This window comes from Corallococcus terminator, assembly GCF_003611635.1.
In the GTDB taxonomy this organism is placed as follows: Bacteria; Myxococcota; Myxococcia; order Myxococcales; family Myxococcaceae; genus Corallococcus; species Corallococcus terminator.
In genome coordinates this window covers 1-20,163 of record NZ_RAVZ01000051.1, presented here as the reverse complement: position 1 = coordinate 20,163, position 20,163 = coordinate 1, and the positions used below count along the sequence as shown (strand labels likewise).

The 20,163-nt window shown below is 70.4% G+C and carries 16 protein-coding genes; 7 read left to right on the top strand and 9 right to left on the bottom strand.

Annotation, left to right across the window (positions count from 1 at the left end; all coding sequences use genetic code 11):
• Positions 1-1,050, bottom strand: a complete 1,050-nt coding sequence (locus tag D7V88_RS10425) for a chemotaxis protein CheB (protein ID WP_120540473.1) — start codon at positions 1,048-1,050, stop codon at positions 1-3.
• Between the two features lie 333 nt (positions 1,051-1,383).
• Here D7V88_RS10425 and D7V88_RS10420 point away from each other — a divergent pair, with 333 nt between their 5' ends.
• Positions 1,384-1,788 carry a response regulator gene (locus D7V88_RS10420; protein WP_120540472.1) on the top strand — a complete coding sequence of 135 codons (405 nt, stop codon included), beginning with the start codon at positions 1,384-1,386 and terminating at the stop codon, positions 1,786-1,788.
• Between the two features lie 20 nt (positions 1,789-1,808).
• Here the strand turns inward: D7V88_RS10420 and D7V88_RS10415 are convergent, their stop codons facing one another.
• Together D7V88_RS10415 and D7V88_RS10410 are read right to left on the bottom strand one after the other, a co-directional pair.
• Entirely contained in the window at positions 1,809-3,119 is a 1,311-nt protein-coding gene (locus tag D7V88_RS10415; RefSeq protein ID WP_120540471.1) for an ABC1 kinase family protein, read from the bottom strand.
• A 75-nt stretch (positions 3,120-3,194) separates the two neighbouring features.
• Complete coding sequence (locus D7V88_RS10410) at positions 3,195-5,051, bottom strand: serine/threonine-protein kinase (protein ID WP_244238084.1); 1,857 nt, start codon at positions 5,049-5,051, stop codon at positions 3,195-3,197.
• Between the two features lie 665 nt (positions 5,052-5,716).
• Between D7V88_RS10410 and D7V88_RS10405 the strand changes: the two genes are divergently transcribed.
• From D7V88_RS10405 to D7V88_RS10390, 4 genes are all read left to right on the top strand, one after another.
• Complete coding sequence (locus D7V88_RS10405) at positions 5,717-6,169, top strand: hypothetical protein (protein ID WP_120540469.1); 453 nt, start codon at positions 5,717-5,719, stop codon at positions 6,167-6,169.
• Between the two features lie 188 nt (positions 6,170-6,357).
• Complete coding sequence (locus tag D7V88_RS10400; RefSeq protein ID WP_120540468.1) at positions 6,358-7,962, top strand: CocE/NonD family hydrolase; 1,605 nt, start codon at positions 6,358-6,360, stop codon at positions 7,960-7,962.
• Between the two features lie 616 nt (positions 7,963-8,578).
• Positions 8,579-10,105: an aldehyde dehydrogenase gene (adh, locus tag D7V88_RS10395; RefSeq protein ID WP_120540467.1), complete on the top strand. Its 1,527-nt coding sequence runs from the start codon at positions 8,579-8,581 to the stop codon at positions 10,103-10,105.
• Positions 10,106-10,107: 2 nt separating this feature from the next.
• The gene (locus D7V88_RS10390; RefSeq protein WP_120540466.1) at positions 10,108-10,497 is read left to right on the top strand and encodes a DUF779 domain-containing protein; all 390 of its coding nucleotides are present in this window, start codon (positions 10,108-10,110) and stop codon (positions 10,495-10,497) included.
• A 26-nt stretch (positions 10,498-10,523) separates the two neighbouring features.
• On the opposite strand, the gene D7V88_RS10385 is transcribed toward D7V88_RS10390, so the two are convergent.
• The 6 genes from D7V88_RS10385 to D7V88_RS10360 form a co-directional block, all read right to left on the bottom strand.
• Complete coding sequence (locus tag D7V88_RS10385) at positions 10,524-13,505, bottom strand: sensor histidine kinase (RefSeq protein WP_120540465.1); 2,982 nt, start codon at positions 13,503-13,505, stop codon at positions 10,524-10,526.
• Positions 13,506-13,633: 128 nt separating this feature from the next.
• Positions 13,634-14,587, bottom strand: a complete 954-nt coding sequence (locus D7V88_RS10380) for an aldo/keto reductase (protein WP_120540484.1) — start codon at positions 14,585-14,587, stop codon at positions 13,634-13,636.
• Between the two features lie 86 nt (positions 14,588-14,673).
• Complete coding sequence (locus D7V88_RS10375; RefSeq protein WP_120540464.1) at positions 14,674-15,033, bottom strand: hypothetical protein; 360 nt, start codon at positions 15,031-15,033, stop codon at positions 14,674-14,676.
• Positions 15,034-15,161: 128 nt separating this feature from the next.
• Positions 15,162-15,983: a hypothetical protein gene (locus D7V88_RS10370; protein WP_120540463.1), complete on the bottom strand. Its 822-nt coding sequence runs from the start codon at positions 15,981-15,983 to the stop codon at positions 15,162-15,164.
• Between the two features lie 31 nt (positions 15,984-16,014).
• Positions 16,015-16,401, bottom strand: a complete 387-nt coding sequence (locus D7V88_RS10365; protein ID WP_120540462.1) for a response regulator — start codon at positions 16,399-16,401, stop codon at positions 16,015-16,017.
• A gap of 14 nt (positions 16,402-16,415) precedes the next feature.
• Complete coding sequence (locus tag D7V88_RS10360) at positions 16,416-17,888, bottom strand: ATPase domain-containing protein (protein ID WP_120540461.1); 1,473 nt, start codon at positions 17,886-17,888, stop codon at positions 16,416-16,418.
• A 77-nt stretch (positions 17,889-17,965) separates the two neighbouring features.
• On the opposite strand from D7V88_RS10360, the gene D7V88_RS10355 reads away from it, so the two are divergent.
• Entirely contained in the window at positions 17,966-19,312 is a 1,347-nt protein-coding gene (locus tag D7V88_RS10355; protein WP_120540460.1) for a short-chain fatty acid transporter, read from the top strand.
• Positions 19,313-19,410: 98 nt separating this feature from the next.
• Positions 19,411-19,914, top strand: coding sequence for a hypothetical protein (locus D7V88_RS10350; protein ID WP_120540459.1), 504 nt, complete (start codon positions 19,411-19,413; stop codon positions 19,912-19,914).
• Positions 19,915-20,163 lie beyond the last annotated feature (249 nt).

The window sequence follows — 20,163 nt, the reverse complement described above, 5'->3', positions numbered from 1 at the left end:
TCAGCCCGTCTGTCCGGGTTCGTCCCCGACCTCGTTGTCACCAGCCGCCGCGGCGGGAGACGGCCCCGACAGCAACGCGCGGCGCAGCAGCTCCACCTGGGACTCGGCCGTGAGGGCCCGCTCCTCGAAGCGCTCCGCCGAATGGCCGTGGTTGCGCTCCCGGGCCTTGGCGGCCATGCGGCGCGACAGGGACGCACTCTCCTCCAGCGCGCGCAGGGCGGCCCACAGCGCCGCGTCCAGGTGGTGCTGCTGACTGCTGGACAGCGCCTCCGCCGTGTAGCCGTGGCCGGTGCGGCAGCGGAAGCGCAGCAGCCCTTCCTCATCCAGTTCGAAGAGCACGCCACCGCAATCCGGACAGGAGAAGTGGGACGCCTTCGCGTACTGCGAGGCCGCGGGCGGCTCTTCCATGGAGGGGACATCCACCGTCATCGCCTTCACTTCCGACGCCACCTGCCGTGAATGCCGGTGCGCCCGGGAGGACACGGGCGTGGACGCCAATCGACGCAGCAGCGGTGCCAGCTCCACCAGCGGCACGCAGTGGTCCGCCTTCACGAACTCCAAGGCGCTGCGGGGCATGTCCGGGCAGAACGCATCCTGGGGATCCTGCACCACGGCGAGCCCGCCTTCCCGCTTCACCGCGAGGAGCCCCGCGGTGCCGCAGTCGAGCGCGCCCGTGAGCACCACCCCCACCACGCGCGGCCCGTACGCGACCGCCGCCGAACGGAACAGCGGATCCACCGCCGGCCGGTGTCCGTTCTCCCGGGGCCCCTTCACCACCTTCACGTGGCCGCGCTCCACCAGCAGGTGTCTGTCATTGGGCGCCACGTAGATGTGGCCGGGTTCCAGGGCCTCTCCATCCTGGGGATGGCGGGCAGGCAGGGGCCCGGAGCGCGTGAGGATCTCCGGCAGGTAGCTGCGGTGCTGGGCCGCGACGTGGAGCACCACCAGCACCGTGGCGGGGAGGTCCGAGGGCAGTTGCTGGACCAGCCGGGTCAGGGCCTCCACCCCCCCAGTGGAGGCGCCGATGACGATGATGTCGTGGTTGGCCATGGACCCTCGTTCCCGGAAGTCGCGCCCTTCAAGCTAGGCAAGGACGGGGCCACCCGGCAGCGCGGGCGCGACCTGCCAGCCAGACGCCAGGCAGAAGGCCGCGGGCCCGGGGAGGCTGCCATGGGTTGCCCGGCCCCATGGGAGCCGGCGGGTTGTGTCGCCCATCCGGGGCTACGGGGCAGGTCGCATTCCACTGGGAGACACTCCAGAAAATTCCAGGGAGGCTGGCCAGCCGGGAGACGCTTGGGCGATACTCCGGGGGTGCTCGGCACGCTGGTCCCTGGGGCAGCGTGATCGGGAACATCCCAACTGTCGGTTCCAGGGGGAGCCACCATGTCGTCGGAGTCCAAGATTCGCGTCCTCATCGTGGACGATGACCCGGACCAGCTCGCGCTGGCCGAGCGGACGCTGTCTTCCTACAACTTCGAGGTGCGCACGCACCGCTCGTCGTTGGGGGTCTCCAACCTGGTGCGCACCACGGCGCCGGACCTGGTGCTCCTGGATGTGAACATCCCGGCGCTCAGCGGCGACAAGGTGCTGGCGCTGGCGCGGCAGCAGGCCCCTGAGCACACGCGCTTCGTCCTCTACTCCGCCTCCGACGAGGCCAAGCTGCGCGCCCTGGCGCTGGCGGCGGGCGCAGACGGCTACCTGTCCAAGAGCACGCAGGGCGCGGACCTGGCGCGCAAGCTGGAGCGGCTGCACAAGCGCCCGCGCGCCATCGAAGCCCCCGCGAAGTAGCGCCTCGCGGCGCCCTCACGTCACTGTTCGACGAGGGCGCCGACCTCCAGGAACACCTGCCGGAAGTCTCCGTTCGCGCCCAGCATCCGCAGGTTCTGCGCGAGCCCACCGGTGGCGCGAAAGAACATCATCGCTTCCGGCGGCGGCTTGATGCGCAGGAAGCGCGCGGCGTTGCGCGTGAAGTGGTTGCGCAGGTCGCGGTTGATGTCGCAGGTGGCGTAGTCGTACGGCGCCGCGCGCATGGACCGCCCGGCGATGTGCAGCACCTCGCGCAAGAGCGCCTCCGCCTCCGCCTCCGGTATGTCCACCGTGAAGCCGACCTCCCGGCACAGGGCCAGCACGTCCAGCGTCTCCAGGCGCAGCGCCTGGTGGAACATGCGGCGGTTGGCGGCGACGAAGCCCGGGCTGAAGCGCTTGATGGAGCCGAAGTCCAAGAGGCCCATGCGCCCGTCCGGCATCACCATGAAGTTGCCGGGGTGCGGGTCCGCGTGGATCTCCCCCGCGTCCAGGAAGGGCCCGTAGGTGGCGCGGATGAGCTGGCGCGCGACGCGGAAGCGCGCGTCGTTGTCCGGGGACGTCGTCACCCAGTCCTTGAGCGTCAGGCCCTCCAGCAACTCCAGCGTGAGGACGCGCCGGGCGCTCCGGTCCACGATGACTTGCGGCACGTAGAGGTCCGGCAGCTTCGCCACGCTCTGGGAGAACCCCGCGGCGAGCATCGCCTCGCGACGGTAGTCCAGCTCCAGCATGAGCTCGTCGCGGAACTCCTGGAAGTACGCGGTGCCGTCCATCATCTTCGACGTCTTCGACACCGTCTTCACGACGAGGCCCAGGTTGTCCATGTCGTGGCCCATGGACGCGTCGATGCCCGGGTACTGCACCTTCACCGCCACCTTGCGGCCGTCGTGCAGCACCGCCCGGTGCACCTGGCCCAGGGACGCGGCGGCCAGCGCCTCACGGGAGAACTCGCGGAACAGCTCCTCCGGCGGCGCGCCCAGCTCCTCCTTCACCACGCGCGACACCTGCGCGTAGGACATGGCGGGCGCCTGGTTCTGGAGCTTCGCCAGCATCTGCCGCACTTCGGGCGTGAGCAGGTCCTGGTCCATGGAGAGCGCCTGGCCCAGCTTCATGGCCGCGCCCTTCATCTCCCCCAGCGTGGCCACCAGCTTCTCCGCGGTGCCCAGGCTGAGCAGCTCCGACGGACTGGAACCCGCGAGGTGTTTGGCGCCCGTCTTGAGCACCTCCGAACCCACGTGCATGGAGAGGCCCGCCAGCTTGCGCAGGCGGTTGAACCGCCCCTGGGGCGGAAGCTTGTCGTCGGGTTCGGAAGCCATGGGAGAGCAGAGGATTAACGAGGACTCCCCTCCCATACGCAAGGCGCCCCCGGTCCAGATGCGTGGCCGGCCCCCTTACCGGGGAGCAGCCGAGCCCCGGACCCGGGCCCGGAGGAAGCGCCAGCGCTTGAGGCCCTCCAGGTCCAGGGGGTCCGCGCGGACGGCCTGCTCATAGGCAGCGAGCGCCTCTTCCAGCCGGCCCACCGACGCCAGCGCGTCACCGGACAGCCGGTGCACGGCGGCGCGGCCTTCCCGGCCGGTGTTGCCCGCGAGGAAGCGGCGGCGGCACTGCTCCAGCATGGTGGCGGTGAGGCCCGCGGCGAGGCACCGCTCGATGCCCTCCACGTTGCCCAGCGTCGCGTCGTACTCCACGCGGCGCTCCACGTTGCCCAGCGTGTGGAGCGCCCCGGCGACGCGCTCCAGGGCGCGCTCCACCTGGGCTCGCTGGGCGTCCGACAGCGGGCGGGCCTTGAGCAATTCCAGGGCGCCGCGCGCGCGCTGGGCGGCGGTGCGCACCGATTCCAGGGTGGCGTCGCGCGGCAGCTCCAGCACCGCGTACGGGTCCCCGGCGAGCCGGCGGCGGAAGGCCTGGAGGACGGTCTCCGCCTGGGTGTCCTCCGGCGTGGGGATGGCGGCGGACGCCACCGCCTGCCCGGGCATGGGACGCGTGGCGTGGCGCAACTGGGCGAGCGTGGCCTGGAAGCCAGGGCCGCTGTCGCGCAACTGCACGCCGAAGCCCGGAGCCATGTGCCACGCCTGGGCCTGTTCGACCGTCACGTGGCGCACCACCTGGGCCATGCAGGGCAGCTCGCCGCCGGGCAGCCGGAGCAACAGCGACACGTCCGACAGGAGCGCGGGCGGCGGGGAGGCCAGCGGGAAGAAGAGGCCGGTGCGCCCCACCCATTCGCCCTGGAGTTCGAGCGACGCCTGCGCGCCCGTGCCACGCAGGAGCGCGGACAGCTTCGGCGCCTGCGGCGCGGGCGCCGGGGCCAGCGAGGCTTCCAGCGCGGCCTTCAGCTCCGCGGCGGAGGCGAAGCGGTGTTCGGGGCGCTTGGCCAGGGCGCGCAGCAGCACCTTGGAGAGGGCCTGCGGCACGGCGGCGCACACCTCGTGCGGCGGCACCGGCTCCTTCTGCAGGTGGCCGACGAGGATCTCCGCCGCGGTGCGCCCGAAGAAGGGCACCTGTCCGGTGAGCAGCAGGTACGCCAGCACGCCCGCCGCGTAGATGTCGCTGCGGGCATCCACCAGCCCGTCGCCGCACTGCTCGGGGGCCATGAACTCCGGGGTGCCCAGCAGGACCCCCACTTCGGTGGTCATCTCACCGGCGGGCCGGGACAGCAGCTTCGCGATGCCGAAGTCGAGCAGCTTCACGCGCTGCTTGCCACCGGGGCCGGGGACCAGGAAGACGTTGGCGGGCTTCAGGTCGCGGTGGACGATGCCGTGCGAGTGCGCGGCGCCGAGCGCGTCACACACCTGCGTCATCAGGTCCACCACCAGCGCCGGGGCCATGGGGCCGCGGGCGAACTGGGCGAGGCTGTCCCCCTCCAGGTACTCCATGACCAGGTACGGGCGCCCCTCGCGCGAGTCCAGGTCGTAGAGCGTGACGACATTCTCATGCTGCACCAGCGTGAGCGTGCGCGCTTCGGACAGGAAACGCGCTACGAGATCCGGCGCCTGCGCCAGGTGCGCGTGCAGCACCTTGATGGCCACGCGCTTCTGGATGAGCGTGTGCTCCGCGAGGAACACGGTGCCCATGCCGCCGCGCCCCAGCTCGCGCACGACACGGAAACGGCCGAACTCCTGGCCCACCAACGACGGGACGATGGGCGTGGGCGATGACATGGGCGAAGGCGTCAGTGGAATCGCCGCGACCGGTCCCGGAGGTGGCGTGCCCGCGTACAGCAGGGTGCCACCGGTATCGAGCCCCCGCATCAGCGTGGGACACGCCTCCGCATCGGAGTGGGGCTGACCGCAGGAACAGGTGAAGGACGGCGAAGCGAGCACGGAGGGGGACCGGGGCCTGGAGAAGCGAGGGGGTTGCGGACAGCGTCAGGAACGGATGCCAGCGGTGTGCCAGGACCCGGGATTTTCGGGCTTGCGCGGACGGTCGCGCCAAACGGTTGATCCGCTTCGCCTTTCCGACACTGCGTCGCGACCCGTGTTCCAGCGCATCCGGAGACACCCTTCGGTTTCGGGGAGTTTTTACAGCCCCGGGACGGAACTCTTTTCCGTCCTGCTACCCAATACGTTCAATCCGCCCAACCTTGACCGACTTCCGCCTTCACGACCCTTCAACGTCGCTGCCGCGCCGCGCAGTCCCAGCAAGATGACAGGCGTTCGTGCGGGTTTCCAGTGTTCGTCAACATGACCAACGAGGGCGGAAAAACAACTCGTTCACTCTCGAAGAAAGCCGCGTTTGCGAGTCTCCCGGCGGACACCTGGAAGCCCCTGAGGGCGTGTGAGTGACGCGCGGATCCGCGCCCACGCCGAGGCGCGACAAAGCCACCGGGGCTGAAGTGTTCTGCACGGATGACGGGGGTTGCGGGGCTGCGGCGTGAGCGGCGGGGCGCGGCATCGTCGGTGCTAAAAGGACGGGCATGACGGGCACCTGGGCCGACGTGAGGCGGCTGTGCGTTGCGGGACACTTCCGAGAGCTCGTTCACGGCTCGCCGGAGGACCCGTCCCTGGAAGCGTCGCGGGGAGCGCTTCCCGAGGAAGAGGCGATGCGGGTGGCGGCGTACCTTCGGAAGGCTTCGGTGTTCGCGGTCAGCAGCGGGACGCTGGACGACTGGTTCACTGGCAGGAAGCACGTGGCCCGTCACCACACACAGACAGACGGTGTCTGGATTTGGTCCGCGGACCTCCCCTACTACGTCGCGAACTACCGGGTGGCGATTCCCGAGGAGCTGCTGCAGCGCATGCGGGACCTGGACTGGCGTTGCCCCGTCCTGTCCCAGCAGGAGCTGATCGCCTTCTCGAATCTGCTCCAGGGCCTCCTGAAGCATCGGCGGAAGCAGTATCAGAAGCAGCATCGCAAGAAGCAGCGGTGAGCAGGGCATCCTCGGGCCGCGGAAGGCACAGCCCTGCCCTTCCCCGCGAGAAACATTGTTCTGCGATTGGGATGACACCCGCGCGGGGCCTTGATTCTCGAATCAATCTGCTCATACCCTGAGTACGCCTCTGTCTCAATTCGGAGGCATTCCCCTCTTCTCAAGGCTTCCCCCTCTTGAGGTGTCCCATGTCGCAACGTGTCTCCTCGCGGCTCTTCCGGCTGCCATTCCTCCTGCTGGGGCTGCTCACCCCGCTCGCGGCGGTCGCCCTTCCCGTCCAGGCCACGGTCGCGCGTGCCGCCGTGGCGGCGGTGCCGACCACGGGCTTCAAGTTCGTCGACATCACCGCGGGCGACGGCACCGTGCTCAAGGCGAACTACATCGCGCCGACGACGCCGGGTCCGCACCCGGCCGTCGTCTTCATCTCGAGCTGGGGGCTCAACGACCTGGAGTATCTGGCCCAGGCCCAGGCGCTGGCGCAGCGGGGCTACGTCGCGCTGTCCTATACGCCGCGCGGTTTCTGGGCTTCGGGCGGTGGCATCGACACGGCCGGTCCGGCGGACATCGCGGACACGTCGCGCGTCATCGACTGGCTGCTCGCGAACACGTCCGCGGACCGCTCGCGCATTGGACTCGCGGGGGTCTCGTATGGCGCCGGCATCTCGCTCATCGCGGCGGGGTTCGACCCGCGCGTGAAGGCCGTGGCCGCGCTGTCCGGCTGGACGGACCTGGTGGCCTCGCTGTTCGGTGGGGAGACCCGGCGCCCGCAGGCGGTGGGCCTGCTGGACTTCACCTCGCGGCTGCTGGGCAGGCCGAGCCCGGAGCTGCGCACGACCATCGACAACTACTACGCCAACCGCGACATCGCGGGCATCAAGGCCTGGGGCCGCGTGCGCTCGGCGAGCACCTATCTGTCCCGCATCAACGCGAACGCGCCCGCCATCCTCATCGCCAACTCCTATGGCGACAGCCTCTTCCCGCCCAACCAGTTGGTGGAGTTCTACGGCCAGCTCACGGGGCCCAAGCGCCTGGAGCTCGCGCCGGGTGACCACGCCGTCGTGGAGGCCACCGGCCTGTTCGGGCTGCCGAACCACGTCTGGAGCAGCGTCACGCGCTGGATGGACGCGCACGTCGCGGGCGTGGACACGAGCATCACCCAGGAGGCGCCCATCGTGCTGCGCACGTACAACGGCGCGGTGGAGGGCTACACGTCGTGGAGCGCCGTCGCCTCCAGCACGCAGCGCTATGGACTGGGCGCCATCCGCATCCTCGACGGCACGGGCACGCTGGGCGGCACGCCCTCCTCGAGCGCCGCGCGCACCATCTGGGCGTTCGACACCACCGCCGACGCGGGCGTGGCGCTCTTGACCAACGGGCTCCAGGCGCTGACCGGCATTCCGCCCATCGTCTGGCTGCCGGGCGTCAACCGCCTCAACGCGGGGGTCTGGACCTCGTCCATCTCGACGCGCGCCCTCTCCATCCGAGGCACGGCCACCCTGCGCCTGCGCATCACGCCGTCCGCCTCGTCCGGCACCGTGGTCGCGTACCTGTATGACGTCACCGGCGACTTCGGCGGCCTCATCACCCATGTGCCGCTCACCTGGACGGGCGCCACGCCCGGCACTCCGGTGGACCTGGACCTGAAGTTCCCCGCCACGGCCTATGACGTCGCGGCGTTCCACCAGCTCGCGCTCGTCGTGGACACCCAGGACCCGCTCTACCTGGGCGCCAACAACACCGGCGCGCAGTTGTCGCTCCGCGGCCCCTCCTGGCTGGACCTGCCGCTGCGCTGACCTGGGGCCCATGCCGGCGCGCTGGAGCTGAAACCGCGCGCGCCGGACTTCACGCCTGGGCAAGGGAGCGGGTCTTCCTACGCTCCCCTGTCCCGGCAAGGCATCTGGCGCTCCCGCACTTCGCGTGGGGCCCGGACTTGAAGTGGGCACGCCAGAAACGGAGTCCGGGGGCGCCCTGCCAGCGGCGGCTCGCCAGAACCTGTCCGACAGTCGGACAGGTTCGCGCAATGCGCCCCCATCGGTAAGCCTCTTTCAGGTCGGGCACGCGGCACGGCGAGTGCGCGGGGGCGGGCCGCTCGCCGTGCAGTCGCAGGACCGAGGCGGGGACCACGCTCCTCATTCGCCGGTGGGGCAGGACCCACGCCCTCCGGATGCGTGCGGAAGGCGTTCGACGCGCCGCTCCCAGAAAGAAAAGCGACCGCGGAACCCGCTCGTTATGCGCACCCACGCCTCACGTAGGGGCGTACCGACGCGGCCGGATGTGTGCCCTCCCGGCACCTGTCCTTGCATCCACGTTGATCACTATCGGACGACGGCAGGCCCCCTGTTTCGCATGACGCGGAGCGTCGGGTGCCTATCGTCCGTTCGTCTTCAAAACCCACCGCAGGAGTCGTGCATGTCGACGGTCTACGAAGCACCGGGTCAGAAGGGCAGCAAGGTCCAGTTCCTGAGCCGCTACGGCAACTACATCGGCGGGAAGTTCGTGCCCCCCGTGAAGGGCCAGTACTTCGAGAACATCAGCCCCGTGAACGGGCGCCCCTTCTGCGAGATCCCGCGCTCCACCGCGGAGGACATCGAGAAGGCGCTGGACGCAGCGCACGCGGCCAAGGATGCGTGGGGCAAGACACCCGCCGCCGAGCGCGCGAACATCCTCAATCAGATCGCCGACCGCATGCAGCAGAACCTGGAGATGCTGGCGGTCTCCGAATCCTGGGACAACGGCAAACCCATCCGTGAGTGTCTGGCCGCCGACCTGCCGCTCGCCATCGACCACTTCCGCTACTTCGCGGGTTGTATCCGCGCCCAGGAAGGGTCGCTCAGCCAGTTGGATGACAACACGGTCGCCTACCACTTCAACGAGCCGCTCGGCGTCGTGGGGCAGATCATCCCGTGGAACTTCCCGCTGCTGATGGCCGCGTGGAAGATGGCGCCCGCGCTCGCCGCCGGTAACTGCATCGTCCTCAAGCCCGCGGAGCAGACGCCCGTCACCATCCTGAAGTTCGTGGAGCTGGTGGGCGACCTGCTCCCCCCCGGCGTCCTCAACATCGTGAACGGCTTCGGCATCGAGGCCGGCAAGCCGCTCGCGAGCAACAAGCGCATCGCGAAGATCGCCTTCACGGGTGAGACGACCACCGGCCGCCTCATCATGCAGTACGCCTCCGAGAACCTCATCCCGGTGACGCTGGAGCTGGGCGGCAAGTCCCCCAACATCTTCTTCGAGGACGTCTTCGCCAAGGACGACGACTTCGCCCAGAAGGCGCTGGAAGGCTTCGCCATGTTCGCCCTCAACCAGGGCGAGGTCTGCACGTGCCCGTCGCGCTCGCTGGTCGCGGAGCGCTTCTACGACGACTTCATGCAGAAGGCCGTGGAGCGCACCAAGCGCATCGTGCAGGGCAACCCGCTGGACACCGCGACGCAGATTGGCGCCCAGGCGAGCAATGATCAGTTGGAGAAGATCCTCTCCTACCTGGACATCGGCAAGAAGGAGGGCGCGAAGGTGCTCACCGGTGGCGGACGCAAGACGCTGTCCGGCGCGCTGTCGGAGGGCTTCTACGTGGAGCCCACCATCTTCGAAGGCAACAACAAGATGCGCGTCTTCCAGGAGGAGATCTTCGGCCCCGTCGTCGCGGTGGCGAAGTTCAAGGACGCCGCCGACGCGCTCGCGCAGGCCAACGAGACGCTCTACGGCCTGGGCGCTGGCGTGTGGACGCGCGACACCAACACCGCCTACCGCATGGGCCGCGGCATCCAGGCCGGCCGCGTCTGGGTGAACTGCTACCACCTGTACCCCGCGCACGCGGCGTTCGGCGGCTACAAGCAGTCCGGCATCGGCCGCGAGAACCACAAGATGATGCTCAACCACTACCAGCAGACGAAGAACATGCTCGTCAGCTACGACGCCAAGCCCATGGGCTTCTTCTAGGGATGCCTGTTCCGCGCGTCGAAGTGACGCCGGCCGCCGAGGCCCTGCTCCACAAGATGCAGGGCCTCCACGGTCCGCTGCTCTTCCACCAGTCCGGCGGCTGCTGCGACGGCAGCGCGCCCATGTGCTTCCCGCGCGGCGACTTCCGCGTGGGCCAGGAGGACGTGTACCTGGGTGAGATTGTCGGCACGCCCTTCTACATGTCCGGGTCGCAGTTCGAGTACTGGCGCCACACCCACCTCACGGTGGACGTGGTGCCCGGTCGCGGCAGTGGCTTCTCCGTCGAAGCCCCCGAAGGCGTGCGCTTCCTCATCCGTTCGCGCCTGTTCACCGACGACGAGTACCGGGCGATGGAAGCCGAAGGGCCTCCGCTCAAGGGCGTTCAGCACTGACGACGCCCCGCGCTCCCCTTCCCCTCCTACGAATCCTGGGGGGGAGGGGTCCGTGTGTCGGGCACGCCCTGGCGGGGCAGCCGCAAGGTGAAGGTCGCGCCCTGCCCCGGCTGGCTGTCCAGGTCGATGCGGCCCCCCAGCGCTTCGACAATCTGCCGGCTGATGTAGAGCCCCAGCCCCATGCCGCCGTAGTGCCGGTCGGACACGGCGCGCTCGAAGCGGCCGAAGAGCCGGGGCAGCGCGTCCGCGTCGATGCCGATGCCCTGGTCGCGCACCTCCACCCAGGCTTCGTCGTCCGCGCCGGTGCCCGCGCGCACCGACACCGGGTGGCCCGCGCCATACTTCGCCGCGTTGGTGAGCAGGTTCACCAGCACCTGATCCAACCGGAGCGCGTCCCACTGGCCCTTCAGCGTGCGCGGCAGGTCCACCTGGAGGGGACAGCAGGCCTGGGCGAACACCTCCTCCAGCCGCTCCACCGCGTCGCGCGTCACCTGGACCAGGTCCACCTCCGCGCGCTCCAGCGCCAGCTTGCCCAATGACAGACGGCTGACGTCCAGCAGGTTGTCCACGAGCGCCGTCAGCCGCAGCACCTGCCGCTGCGCGGTGGTCAGCCGGCCCATCACCGGCCCCGCCTGGCCCGCCACCTCCAGCGACCGGCCAATCAGGTTGTGCTGGAGGATGAGGCTGGTGAGGGGTGTCTTCAGCTCGTGGCTCGCCACGGAGAGGAACTCGTCGCGCAGACGCACCGCGGACTGGGCGTCATGGAAGAGCCGGGCGTTCTCCAGCGCCACGCCGATGCGCAACGCCAGCTCCTCCACCATCGTCACGTCGGCGGCCACCAGCGTGCGCTGCGGCGCGGCGGTGAACAGCGTGATGACGCCCAGCGTGCGCCCCCGCGCACGCAGCGGCACCGACAGCACCGACGTGGGCGACAGGCTGTCCATCAGGGACCGCGGCGCCTCGGGGGTGGAGCCCGCGTCGCGCCGCTTGAAGTCCATGCGCGACAGGAAGCAGACCTCGCCGGACGCGAAGCACTGGAGCGCCGGATGCTCGGGCCGGAGGTCCGGCTCCGACAGGGCGGCCTTCAGCCGTGCGTCGTCTTCGGAGGCGCGGTGGGCCGCCGTCACCCGGCGCAGGGTTCCGTCCGGCGCCGTCAGGTCCACCAGACAACCGGTGGCCACGTGGTTCGCGACCAGCTTCGCCACCTCTGGCAGGGCCTGCTCCACGTCGTCCAGGCGGAGCGCCAGCACGCGGCTCGCGTCCAGCAGCAGTTGCAGCCGCTCCTCGGCCTCCTTGCGCCGCGTGACGTCCGCCATCGCGCCGGTGAGATACGCGACCTCCCCGTCCGGTCCGGGGAAGGACTGCCCCACGCTGTGCAACCAACGGACGCCGCCGTCGCGGCGCACCACGCGGAACTCCAGCTCGAAGAAGCTGGGCGCCTGACGCTGGTGCCGCAGGAACTCCGCCTCCACGTGCGGCCGGTCCTCCGCGTGCAGGCGGGAGAGGAAGTCCCCCACGCCCGTCGACGAATCCACCGCGGGCAAGCCCAGCATGTGGTTGAGCGCCGCGTCCCGCGTCTCCTTCGCGCGCCCCAGGTCCACCCGCCACGTGCCCATGTCGCCGGTGACCAGCGCCTGCCGCAGCCGTTCGGTGCGCTCGCGCAGCGCCTCATAGAGCGCGGCCCGCTCCAGCGCCTGCGCGCACTGGTGCGCCAGGGCTTCCAGGAAGGAGCGCTCCGACGCGGAGAAGGCCCGCGACTCCGGCCACCCGAGCAGCAACAACCCCTGCATCCGCGTCTCGCCCCACAGCGGCACCACCGCGCGGGCCCCAGGCCCCAGGCTGCGCGCGAACTCCGCGACCTGGGGATGCTGGCGGCTGAGTTCCTCCAGCGAGCTGAACCACCACGCCTCGCGCTGACAGTCGTGGCGCCCGCTCGGGAAGGTGTCCCCGGACGGGGGACGGAGGATGCGGGCCAGCGATTCCTCGGAGTACCCCAGCATCCTCAGGGGCCGCAGGCCACCGTTCTCCTCCAGGGCCAGCACCGCGACGCGCGTGGCGCCGCTGGCCTCCCACACTTCGCGGGCCAGCACCTGCGCCACCGCGTCCTCGGTGGCCGCGCGGGACAGCGCCGCCGTCACCGCCTGGAGTCGCGCCGTGCGCGCCTGGGCCTGACGGGATTCGCCATACAGCAGGGCGTTGTCCAACGACAGCGCGGCCCGCCGGGCCAGCTCGCGCGCCAGCGCCAGGTCGCGCTCGTCATAGCGGCGTTCGGTCTCGCCGGACATCAATGACAGACATCCCAGCACCCGGCCGCGCGCCTCCAGCGGCACCAGCATCACGGAGCGGCAGCCCAGGCGCCAGGCCTCCGCGAGCCGCGCATCGCCCTGCGCCACGGCCGCCTGGACATGGGCTTCGGGCACGTCCGGCACGAGGCAGGGCTGACCGGTGCGCAGCACTCCGGACAGGCCCGTGGAGCCGTCCACCCGTTCGGGCCAGCGCTCCGCGAAGGCATAGGCGGCGGGCACAAGCGCGGGCTCCCGGTGCGCCGCGGCCCGGCGCACCACCGTGCCCGCCGACGTGACGAAGTCCACCACGCACCAGTCCGCCAGCCCCGGCACCACCAGGTCCACGAGCTGGCGCAGCACCGTGGGCTCATCCAACGACGACGACAGCACCTCGCCCGCGCGGGCCAGGAAGGCGAAGCGGCCCTCCTCCACGAACGCACGCGACGGCACGCCCGCGTCCGGCAGACTCCCCCGCATCGGAGCATCCGCGAAGGCTGACTTCACGTCCTGGGTACGGCCCGGAGGCGAATCATTCACGGCCACCGGGTCCGCCCTGGAGGAGGTGTCCGCGGCCGAGACCTCTTCGCCCGGAGGCAGGGACCCCAACGCCAACGCCAGACCGGACGACACGTCCGCATCCGCCAGCCGGGGCACGTTCGCCGCGCCCGGGAGCGGCGGCTCACCGGGCAGTTCGGCGGAGGGCTCAACGGATGGTTCGGGCATGGAGGAAGGTCGGCGGGAGGCGCCGATAATGACGGTCCCGGCCCTTCAACAAATCCCGAGGGGATCCAGATTCGGAGCGAGTGTCTTGCAGGCAACCCGTCCGAGCTCGCCTGCTCGCGCGCGCGGGCTCAGCGCGTGGGCACTTCAGGTGAAGGCGGGTTCCACCACACCGCGCCCTTGCCCTCGATGGCGGCGCGCGCCCGCTCCCGCACCGTCCGCAGCGCCCCGGCCTCCAGGGGACGGAAGGCCGCGGCCGCGTGCAGCGCGGCGTCCTGTTCGTTCGGAAAGCCCATCCCCATCAACATCACGTCCGGATCCAACGTGAGCGTGTAGTGCACGCACTCCGCCACCGACAGGTGCGGCAACACCGGCGTGTCCCGCGCCTCGCCCCCGGAGCCGACCTTGCCGCGCGGGCGCGCCTGGAGCGGCCGGCCATAGCCCTCCGTGTCCCCCAACAGCTTGCCCGCGCCGAACGTCTTGAAGGACACCACGCCCACGCCCCGCTCGCGCGCCAGGGGCAGCACCTGCTCCAGGTAGCGCGCGTCCACGAACGGGCCCAGCGGGAACATCACCACGTCACACCGCCCCGAACGCACGGCCGCCAGCAGCGCGTCCGGGTGGTGACAGGAGATGCCCCGGAAGCGCGCCTGCCCCTTCGCCACGCACGCCTCCAACTGCTCCAGCGCCCCGCCCGGCCGCGCCACCTCCTCCCACTGCGCCAGCGACTTCACCGCGTGCAGCGCGAACAGGTCCACCGACGGCAGGCCCAGGCGCGCCAGGCTCTGGGCCACCTGCGGCGCCACCGGGGCCTCCAGCACGTCCACCTTGTCGATGACGAACACGCCCTCGCGCCGGCCGCGCAGGGCCTCGCCCACGACCTTCTCGCTCAGGCCGTCCTCGTACCCGGGCGCGGTGTCGATGACGTTGAGCCCCGCGTCCAGCGCCCGGCGCAGCGTGGCGACCAGGTCCTCGCGCGGCACCGTGCGGTCCGCCACGTCACCAATGCCCACCGCCGTCGCGGTGAAGCCCGTGCGCCCCAGTTCGCGGCGCGGCGTGAAGCGGGGAAGCGATGCGTCGGCCATGGATGACACCTCCATCCCGCCCACCATCGCACCGGGCCCGGTGCTTGCGCGCGCACGGAAAACAACCTTGCGCCCGCCCGCTCGCCCTAGACGCCCCGCACGCGGTCCATCGGGCGGGAGAAGATGAACGCAATCACACTCACCCGGCGCGCCGCGTACGCGGTGGACAGCTCCGCGGCGGCCTTCACGTCGTCTGACTGGCTGGGGCTGAAGCGGAAGGCCTCGCCCGACACGCCATCCTCGAGCAACAGCCCTCCCGACTTCAGCTCCGCCAGACGGCGGGCCGCGGAGGCTTCGGTGATGCGCAGCTCCAGGGCCACCGCCGGCGCCGTCCACGCCCGGTCCGTCCGGGCACGAAGCAGGAGGAGCACCTCCAGCTTCTCGATGGAATCGATGTGCGCCGTGAGGAAGCGCTGGACCCGGGGTGCAAGGTCGGCGTCAGTCACGCCTTCACCTATGGACCCAGATACTTTGTGAATCAACCTTTTCTCTTACAGCGGTTGTTCACAGTCCCACACGAGCCCGTTCCCCTGTCTGGTCAGGGTGCGTCATGGCGGCAAGGGCCTGATTCCGCCTAGTTGCGCACGCGTTGGGCGGGGGCTCGCACCCGGACGTCCATCCGCGCCTCACCTGCCACCATGCTGCTCAGGGCCTCGGGCTGGGTGGGGGACAGGCGGGCCACGGCGCGCAGGGCGGCCACCAGGATGAGGGACTCCAGGCTGGAGGGGACGCTCACGCCGTGCGGGCCGGACTTGATGGGCAGGGGCAGCCGGGGCACGCGGCCGGCGGCGGACAGGGCCTCCACCGCGTAGGCGGGGCTGGGCTCCAGGGACACGGCGATGGCGGGCAGCGCCTTCGCCTCCTCCCCCTGGCCATGGACCTGGAGCTCCAACAGCCGCGCGAGCGAGCCGGGCCGTTCATAGAGGGCCAGCCCCGCGAGGCCGTCGTCCGCGTGGAAGACGCAACCCTCGTAGGTGTGCTCGTGCGCGCCGGTGACGTCCACCACGAAGGGCTGGCCGTCATCCCAGTGCGTCCACGGCCTCGCGCTCCAGTATTCAGTGGAGGCCTGGACGAAGAGCAGCGCCTTGTCCGACCCCAGCCCGGACACGCCCCGCTGTCCCCACGCGAGGAACGTGGCGATGGCCGCCCGCGAGGAGAGCGCCGCCTGCGGAGGCGGCGCCACGCTCAGGCCCAGCTCCAGGGCGGCGTCCGCCAGCGCGGGCTCGCACAGCACCTGGGACGTGTCCTCCAGGCCGGCGATGAGGGCCCTCACACCCGCGACGTCGTCCTGTTCGAAGACGGGGGCGGACGGGTCGCCCGACTCGCCGATGCGCAGGTACACCCCGGTGGTGCCCATGGAGAGGGGCACCGGACCCAGCTTGAGCAGGTGGAACATGGCGGGCCTCCCGGGCGCGCGGCTTGGACGCTCAGCCTTCCTGGACGCGCGGCGCGTCCAGGGCCTTGCGCACCTGTTTCATCAGGGCGCGGATGTCGAAGGGCTTCTGGAGGAACTCCATCCCGGGGTGCTGACGCCTCAGGCCGTTGGTGTCCACGGCGCTCATGCCCAGCACGGCGATGTGGCGCAGCTCCGGGTCCTTCTGGATGCGCTCGATGAGCGCGGGCCCATCCAGCACGGGCATCATCCAGTCGGTGAGCACCAGGTCCGGCTTCACCTCCGCCATGCGCTCCAGGGCCTCTTTGCCATGGGACGCCGTCAGCACGCGGTAGCCCTCTTCCCTCAAGAGGTCCGCGAGCGCTTCCAGGATGCCCTGTTCGTCGTCCACCACCAGCACGGTCTCGGTCGCGGGAGCCACGGAGCCTCTGGGGGTCAGGAGTGGTTGCCCGGGAAGCGGGCGATGCCGGTGAGCAGCAATTCAGGCGACGGCTGGAACGGAGGCTGGACCTCGATGCCCTGGGGCGTGATGAGGAACTCGCGCAGCGTCGGGTCGTAGTCCGCGTCACGCATCTTGAAGATGGAGAGCAGCCGCCGCAGCCGGCCGTTGAGCTCCAGGTGGCGCATGAACAGCAGGTTCTCCGCCACGCCGGACAGGCCCGTGCCCAGGGGCACGTCCATGTCCGGACCGAAGAGCCGGGGCGTCTCCAAGGTGAAGAACGTGGTGACCCCCAGCCGGCGCAATTCATGCGTGAGCGCGGCGAAGAAGGGGCTGATGCGCGCCGGCTCGTGCGTCGTCTCCACCATCGCGCTCAGGCCGTCCACGAACAGCCGCTTCACGCCGCGCTTGCGCACGTCCTCCAGCAGCGCGTGCGCCACCATGTCGAGGTTGCACTCGGCGGGCATGTTCCACTGGAGCGTCAGCCGGCCGTCCCGCACCGCGCTGCCCAGCGACAGCCCCACGTTGGCCGCCTTGTGCAGGAGCCGGTCCGGACCCTCGTAGAAGCTCACCATCAGGCCGGGCTCACCCAGGCGCAGGCCTTCGGCCAGGTGGCTTGCGCCCAGGAGCGTCTTGCCGCTGCCGGGAGGCCCCATGACCAGCGTGGTGGACGCCGCGGCCAGGCCCTCTGGAATCATCGCGTCCAGCGTGGGCACGCCGAAGCGCACCCGCTGCGTGCCCCAGTCCGGCGGCTGCGCGCGGCTGACCACCGTCTCCAGGCGGGGGAACACCTCCACGCCCGCCTCGGAGATGCGGAAGTGGTGCGACCCGCTCAGGCTCGCGCTGCCGCGGAACTTGCGCACCTGCAATTCGCGCCAGGAGCGCATGGCCGCCGTGCGCTCGCGCAGCTCCAGGATGCCGTCCACCATCGTGTATTCGGGATGCACGGTGGGGCCCACGCTGCTGGTGAGCAGGAGCGCGGTGAAGCGCGTGAGGCCCGCGGACACCTGGAGTTCGTGGATGAACTTCTTGAAGTCGCGGCTGCTGCCCGCGGCCTCCTGCGCCTGCACCAGCCCGTCCAGCACGAGGATGCCCGCGCCGTGGTTGCGCATCTCCCGGCGCAACAGCTCCAGCAGGCCCGGCAGCCCCTGCTCCTCCAGCATCCGGAAGCCGCTGACGTAGTAGATGCGCTGGGGAAGCTGCGAGGCGTCGAAGAACGCCATGCTGCGCAGGTTCGCCAGCATGCGCGAATGGGACTCCGCGAGCAGCGTCACATACAGGCAGCGCGTGCCCTGACGCGCCTGCTGATAACAGAGCTGGTTGGCGAGGATGGTCTTCCCCGCCCCGGGCTCCCCCACGACGATGTAGACGCCCGATGCCATCAGACCGCCGCCCAGGATGGGATCCAGTCCGGGCACGCCCGTCGCGATGCGATCAAAGACGGGGGTGTGCTGCTCGCTAGGGGACATGGCGACCGCTCATACCGTAAAACCCGGGGTGCCGCTCCGAAGTTCGTGGAGCGCCTGCCCGCCTGGAGTCCCGCCCCGTGGAAACCCTCGTCAGGCTCGCTGAAGGGCTGGGCCGCTTCTCCTCCCGGTTCGTCCCCAGCGCCTTCGCCATCGCCGTGCTCCTCACCCTGCTCACCATGGCGCTGGCCCTGGGCTGGGTGGGGGCGCCTCCGCCGCTGGTGCTGGATGCCTGGGGCGGCGGGTTCTGGGAGCTGCTCACCTTCTCCATGCAGATGGCATTGGTGATGTTCACCGGCTACCTGCTGGCGCTCACCGCCCCGGTGAAGGCAGTGCTGGAGAAGGTCGCAAGCCTGCCCAGGAGCCCGCGCGGCGCCACCGCGCTGATGGCCGCGGTGTCCATGGCGCTCGCGTACTTCAACTGGGGCCTGTCGCTGGTGGCCAGCGCCATGCTGGTGCGCTTCATCGCGCGCCGCCGGCCGGACGTGGACTACCGGCTCCTGGTGGCGTGCGCGTACTTCGGCCTGGGCGCCACGTGGCACGCGGGCCTGTCCGCCTCCGCGCCGCTGCTGGTCGCGACGCCGGGGCACTTCCTGGAGAAGCAGTTGGGGATCATCCCCATCGACCGGACGCTGTTCTCCCCCTTCAACGTGGGCCTGACGCTCTGCGCGGTGGCGCTGCTCACGGCGCTCGCGTGGGCGCTGCACCCGTCCCCGGAGCGCACCGTGCGCGTGGAGCCCGCGGTGCTGGAGAAGCTGGGGGACTTCACCCCGCCCCCGAAGCCCTCCGGGAAGCTCAGCCCCGCCGAGTGGTTGGATCACGCGTGGCTGCTCAACGTCGTCTTCGGCGTGCTGGGCCTCCTGTGGTTCGCGCGACACCTGTGGATGAACGGCGGCTGGCGCGCGCTCAACCTCAACGTGGTGAACTTCACGTTCCTGGTGCTCGCGGTGCTGCTGCATGGAACGCCCGCGCGGCTGCTCAAGGCGAGCGAGGAGGCCGCGAGCGTGCTGCACGGCATCGTGTTGCAGTTCCCGCTGTACGCGGGCATCTACGGCATCTTCAAGGCCACGGGGCTGACGGACCGCATCGGCGAGCTCTTCGTGTCGCTGTCCACGCGCGAGACGTTCCCCGCCATCGTGTATCTGTACAGCGGCGTGGTGAACTACTTCGTGCCCTCCGGCGGCTCCAAGTGGGCCATTGAAGCGCCGTACCTGCTGGAGGCCGCGGGCCGGCTGGGCGTGGCGCCGGAGAAGGTGGTGCTGGCGTATGCCTGGGGCGACATGGCCACCGACCTCATCCAGCCCTTCTGGGCGCTGCCGCTGCTGGCCGTGGCACGGTTGGAGTTCAAAGACATCCTCGGCTTCCTCCTGGTCGCCTTCCTCGTCTACCTGCCACTGGTGACGCTGGGCTTCTTCCTCTTCGGGTAGGGCAGGACGGAAGCGGGGTGTTCCGTGCTAGACACACGCACCTGGGGGCCAGACGTGGGACGGCCTCCTTGAACGACCAAACGAGGGGATCCCGAATCATGAAGAGCGTGTTCAACGGAAGCGTGCTGTGCGCGGTGCTGGGTGTGGCGACGGTCGCGGGAGCGCAGGAGGCGGCGGCCCCGGCGGCGGAGACCGTGAAGGCCCCCAGCGCGGACGCGGTGCGTGACACCTGGAACTTCTTCTACAAGGGCCAGGGCCAGGGCCCGGTGCTGGTGGAAGCCAAGCTGTGCACCGAGGTGGCCAAGGACGGCCCCAACAAGTACGAGTGCACCGCCGAAGTGGCCCCCGAAGGTATCAAGGCGGGCACCTCCGTGATGCTGTGGCAGAGCTACCTGGTGCCCCAGGGCGACTCCGTCGACGACATCTCGGTGCAGGTGAAGCAGGGCGCCACCGTGCGCGAGACGAAGGACGTGAAGGTGAAGGGCGAGGGCTGGCGCGCGCGGCAGTGGACCGGCGTGAAGCTGTCGAAGCCCGGCGCGTGGACCGTGGTCATCCTGCGCGGCGACCAGGTGCTCAAAGAGGTGCCGGTGAAGGTCCTGTAGCAGCCTGTCAGTCATCCAGGCCATCCACGCCCGCCGGGGCCCCAAGAGGGCGACCCGCGCGGGCGTCTTTCTTTACCGCCGCCTCCCGGCCCCGGGTCGGGAGGATTTACCGGTTGGCGGACACGCACCCTGCCCCCGCGACGGCTTCCCAATGCCTTTCCCGAGGGAACACCTGGGTTCAAGCACGTTGGCCGCGCGCTTGCAGAAGGGTCCCTGCGCGGTTGAAGGGTGGGGGAGTCGGGGTTGGTG

Excerpts from the sequence above, each read along its gene's own strand:
- D7V88_RS10415 (WP_120540471.1), bottom strand. The coding sequence starts at position 3,119 with ATGGCTTCCGAACCCGACGACAAGCTTCCGCCCCAGGGGCGGTTCAAC.
- D7V88_RS10385 (WP_120540465.1), bottom strand. The coding sequence starts at position 13,505 with ATGCCCGAACCATCCGTTGAGCCCTCCGCCGAACTGCCCGGTGAGCCG.
- D7V88_RS10405 (WP_120540469.1), top strand. The coding sequence starts at position 5,717 with ATGACGGGCACCTGGGCCGACGTGAGGCGGCTGTGCGTTGCGGGACAC.
- D7V88_RS10410 (WP_244238084.1), bottom strand. The coding sequence starts at position 5,051 with ATGCGGGGGCTCGATACCGGTGGCACCCTGCTGTACGCGGGCACGCCA.
- D7V88_RS10350 (WP_120540459.1), top strand. The coding sequence starts at position 19,411 with ATGAAGAGCGTGTTCAACGGAAGCGTGCTGTGCGCGGTGCTGGGTGTG.
- adh (WP_120540467.1), top strand. The coding sequence starts at position 8,579 with ATGTCGACGGTCTACGAAGCACCGGGTCAGAAGGGCAGCAAGGTCCAG.
- D7V88_RS10360 (WP_120540461.1), bottom strand. The coding sequence starts at position 17,888 with ATGTCCCCTAGCGAGCAGCACACCCCCGTCTTTGATCGCATCGCGACG.
- D7V88_RS10425 (WP_120540473.1), bottom strand. The coding sequence starts at position 1,050 with ATGGCCAACCACGACATCATCGTCATCGGCGCCTCCACTGGGGGGGTG.
- D7V88_RS10390 (WP_120540466.1), top strand. The coding sequence starts at position 10,108 with ATGCCTGTTCCGCGCGTCGAAGTGACGCCGGCCGCCGAGGCCCTGCTC.
- D7V88_RS10420 (WP_120540472.1), top strand. The coding sequence starts at position 1,384 with ATGTCGTCGGAGTCCAAGATTCGCGTCCTCATCGTGGACGATGACCCG.
- D7V88_RS10400 (WP_120540468.1), top strand. The coding sequence starts at position 6,358 with ATGTCGCAACGTGTCTCCTCGCGGCTCTTCCGGCTGCCATTCCTCCTG.
- D7V88_RS10370 (WP_120540463.1), bottom strand. The coding sequence starts at position 15,983 with ATGTTCCACCTGCTCAAGCTGGGTCCGGTGCCCCTCTCCATGGGCACC.
- D7V88_RS10380 (WP_120540484.1), bottom strand. The coding sequence starts at position 14,587 with ATGGCCGACGCATCGCTTCCCCGCTTCACGCCGCGCCGCGAACTGGGG.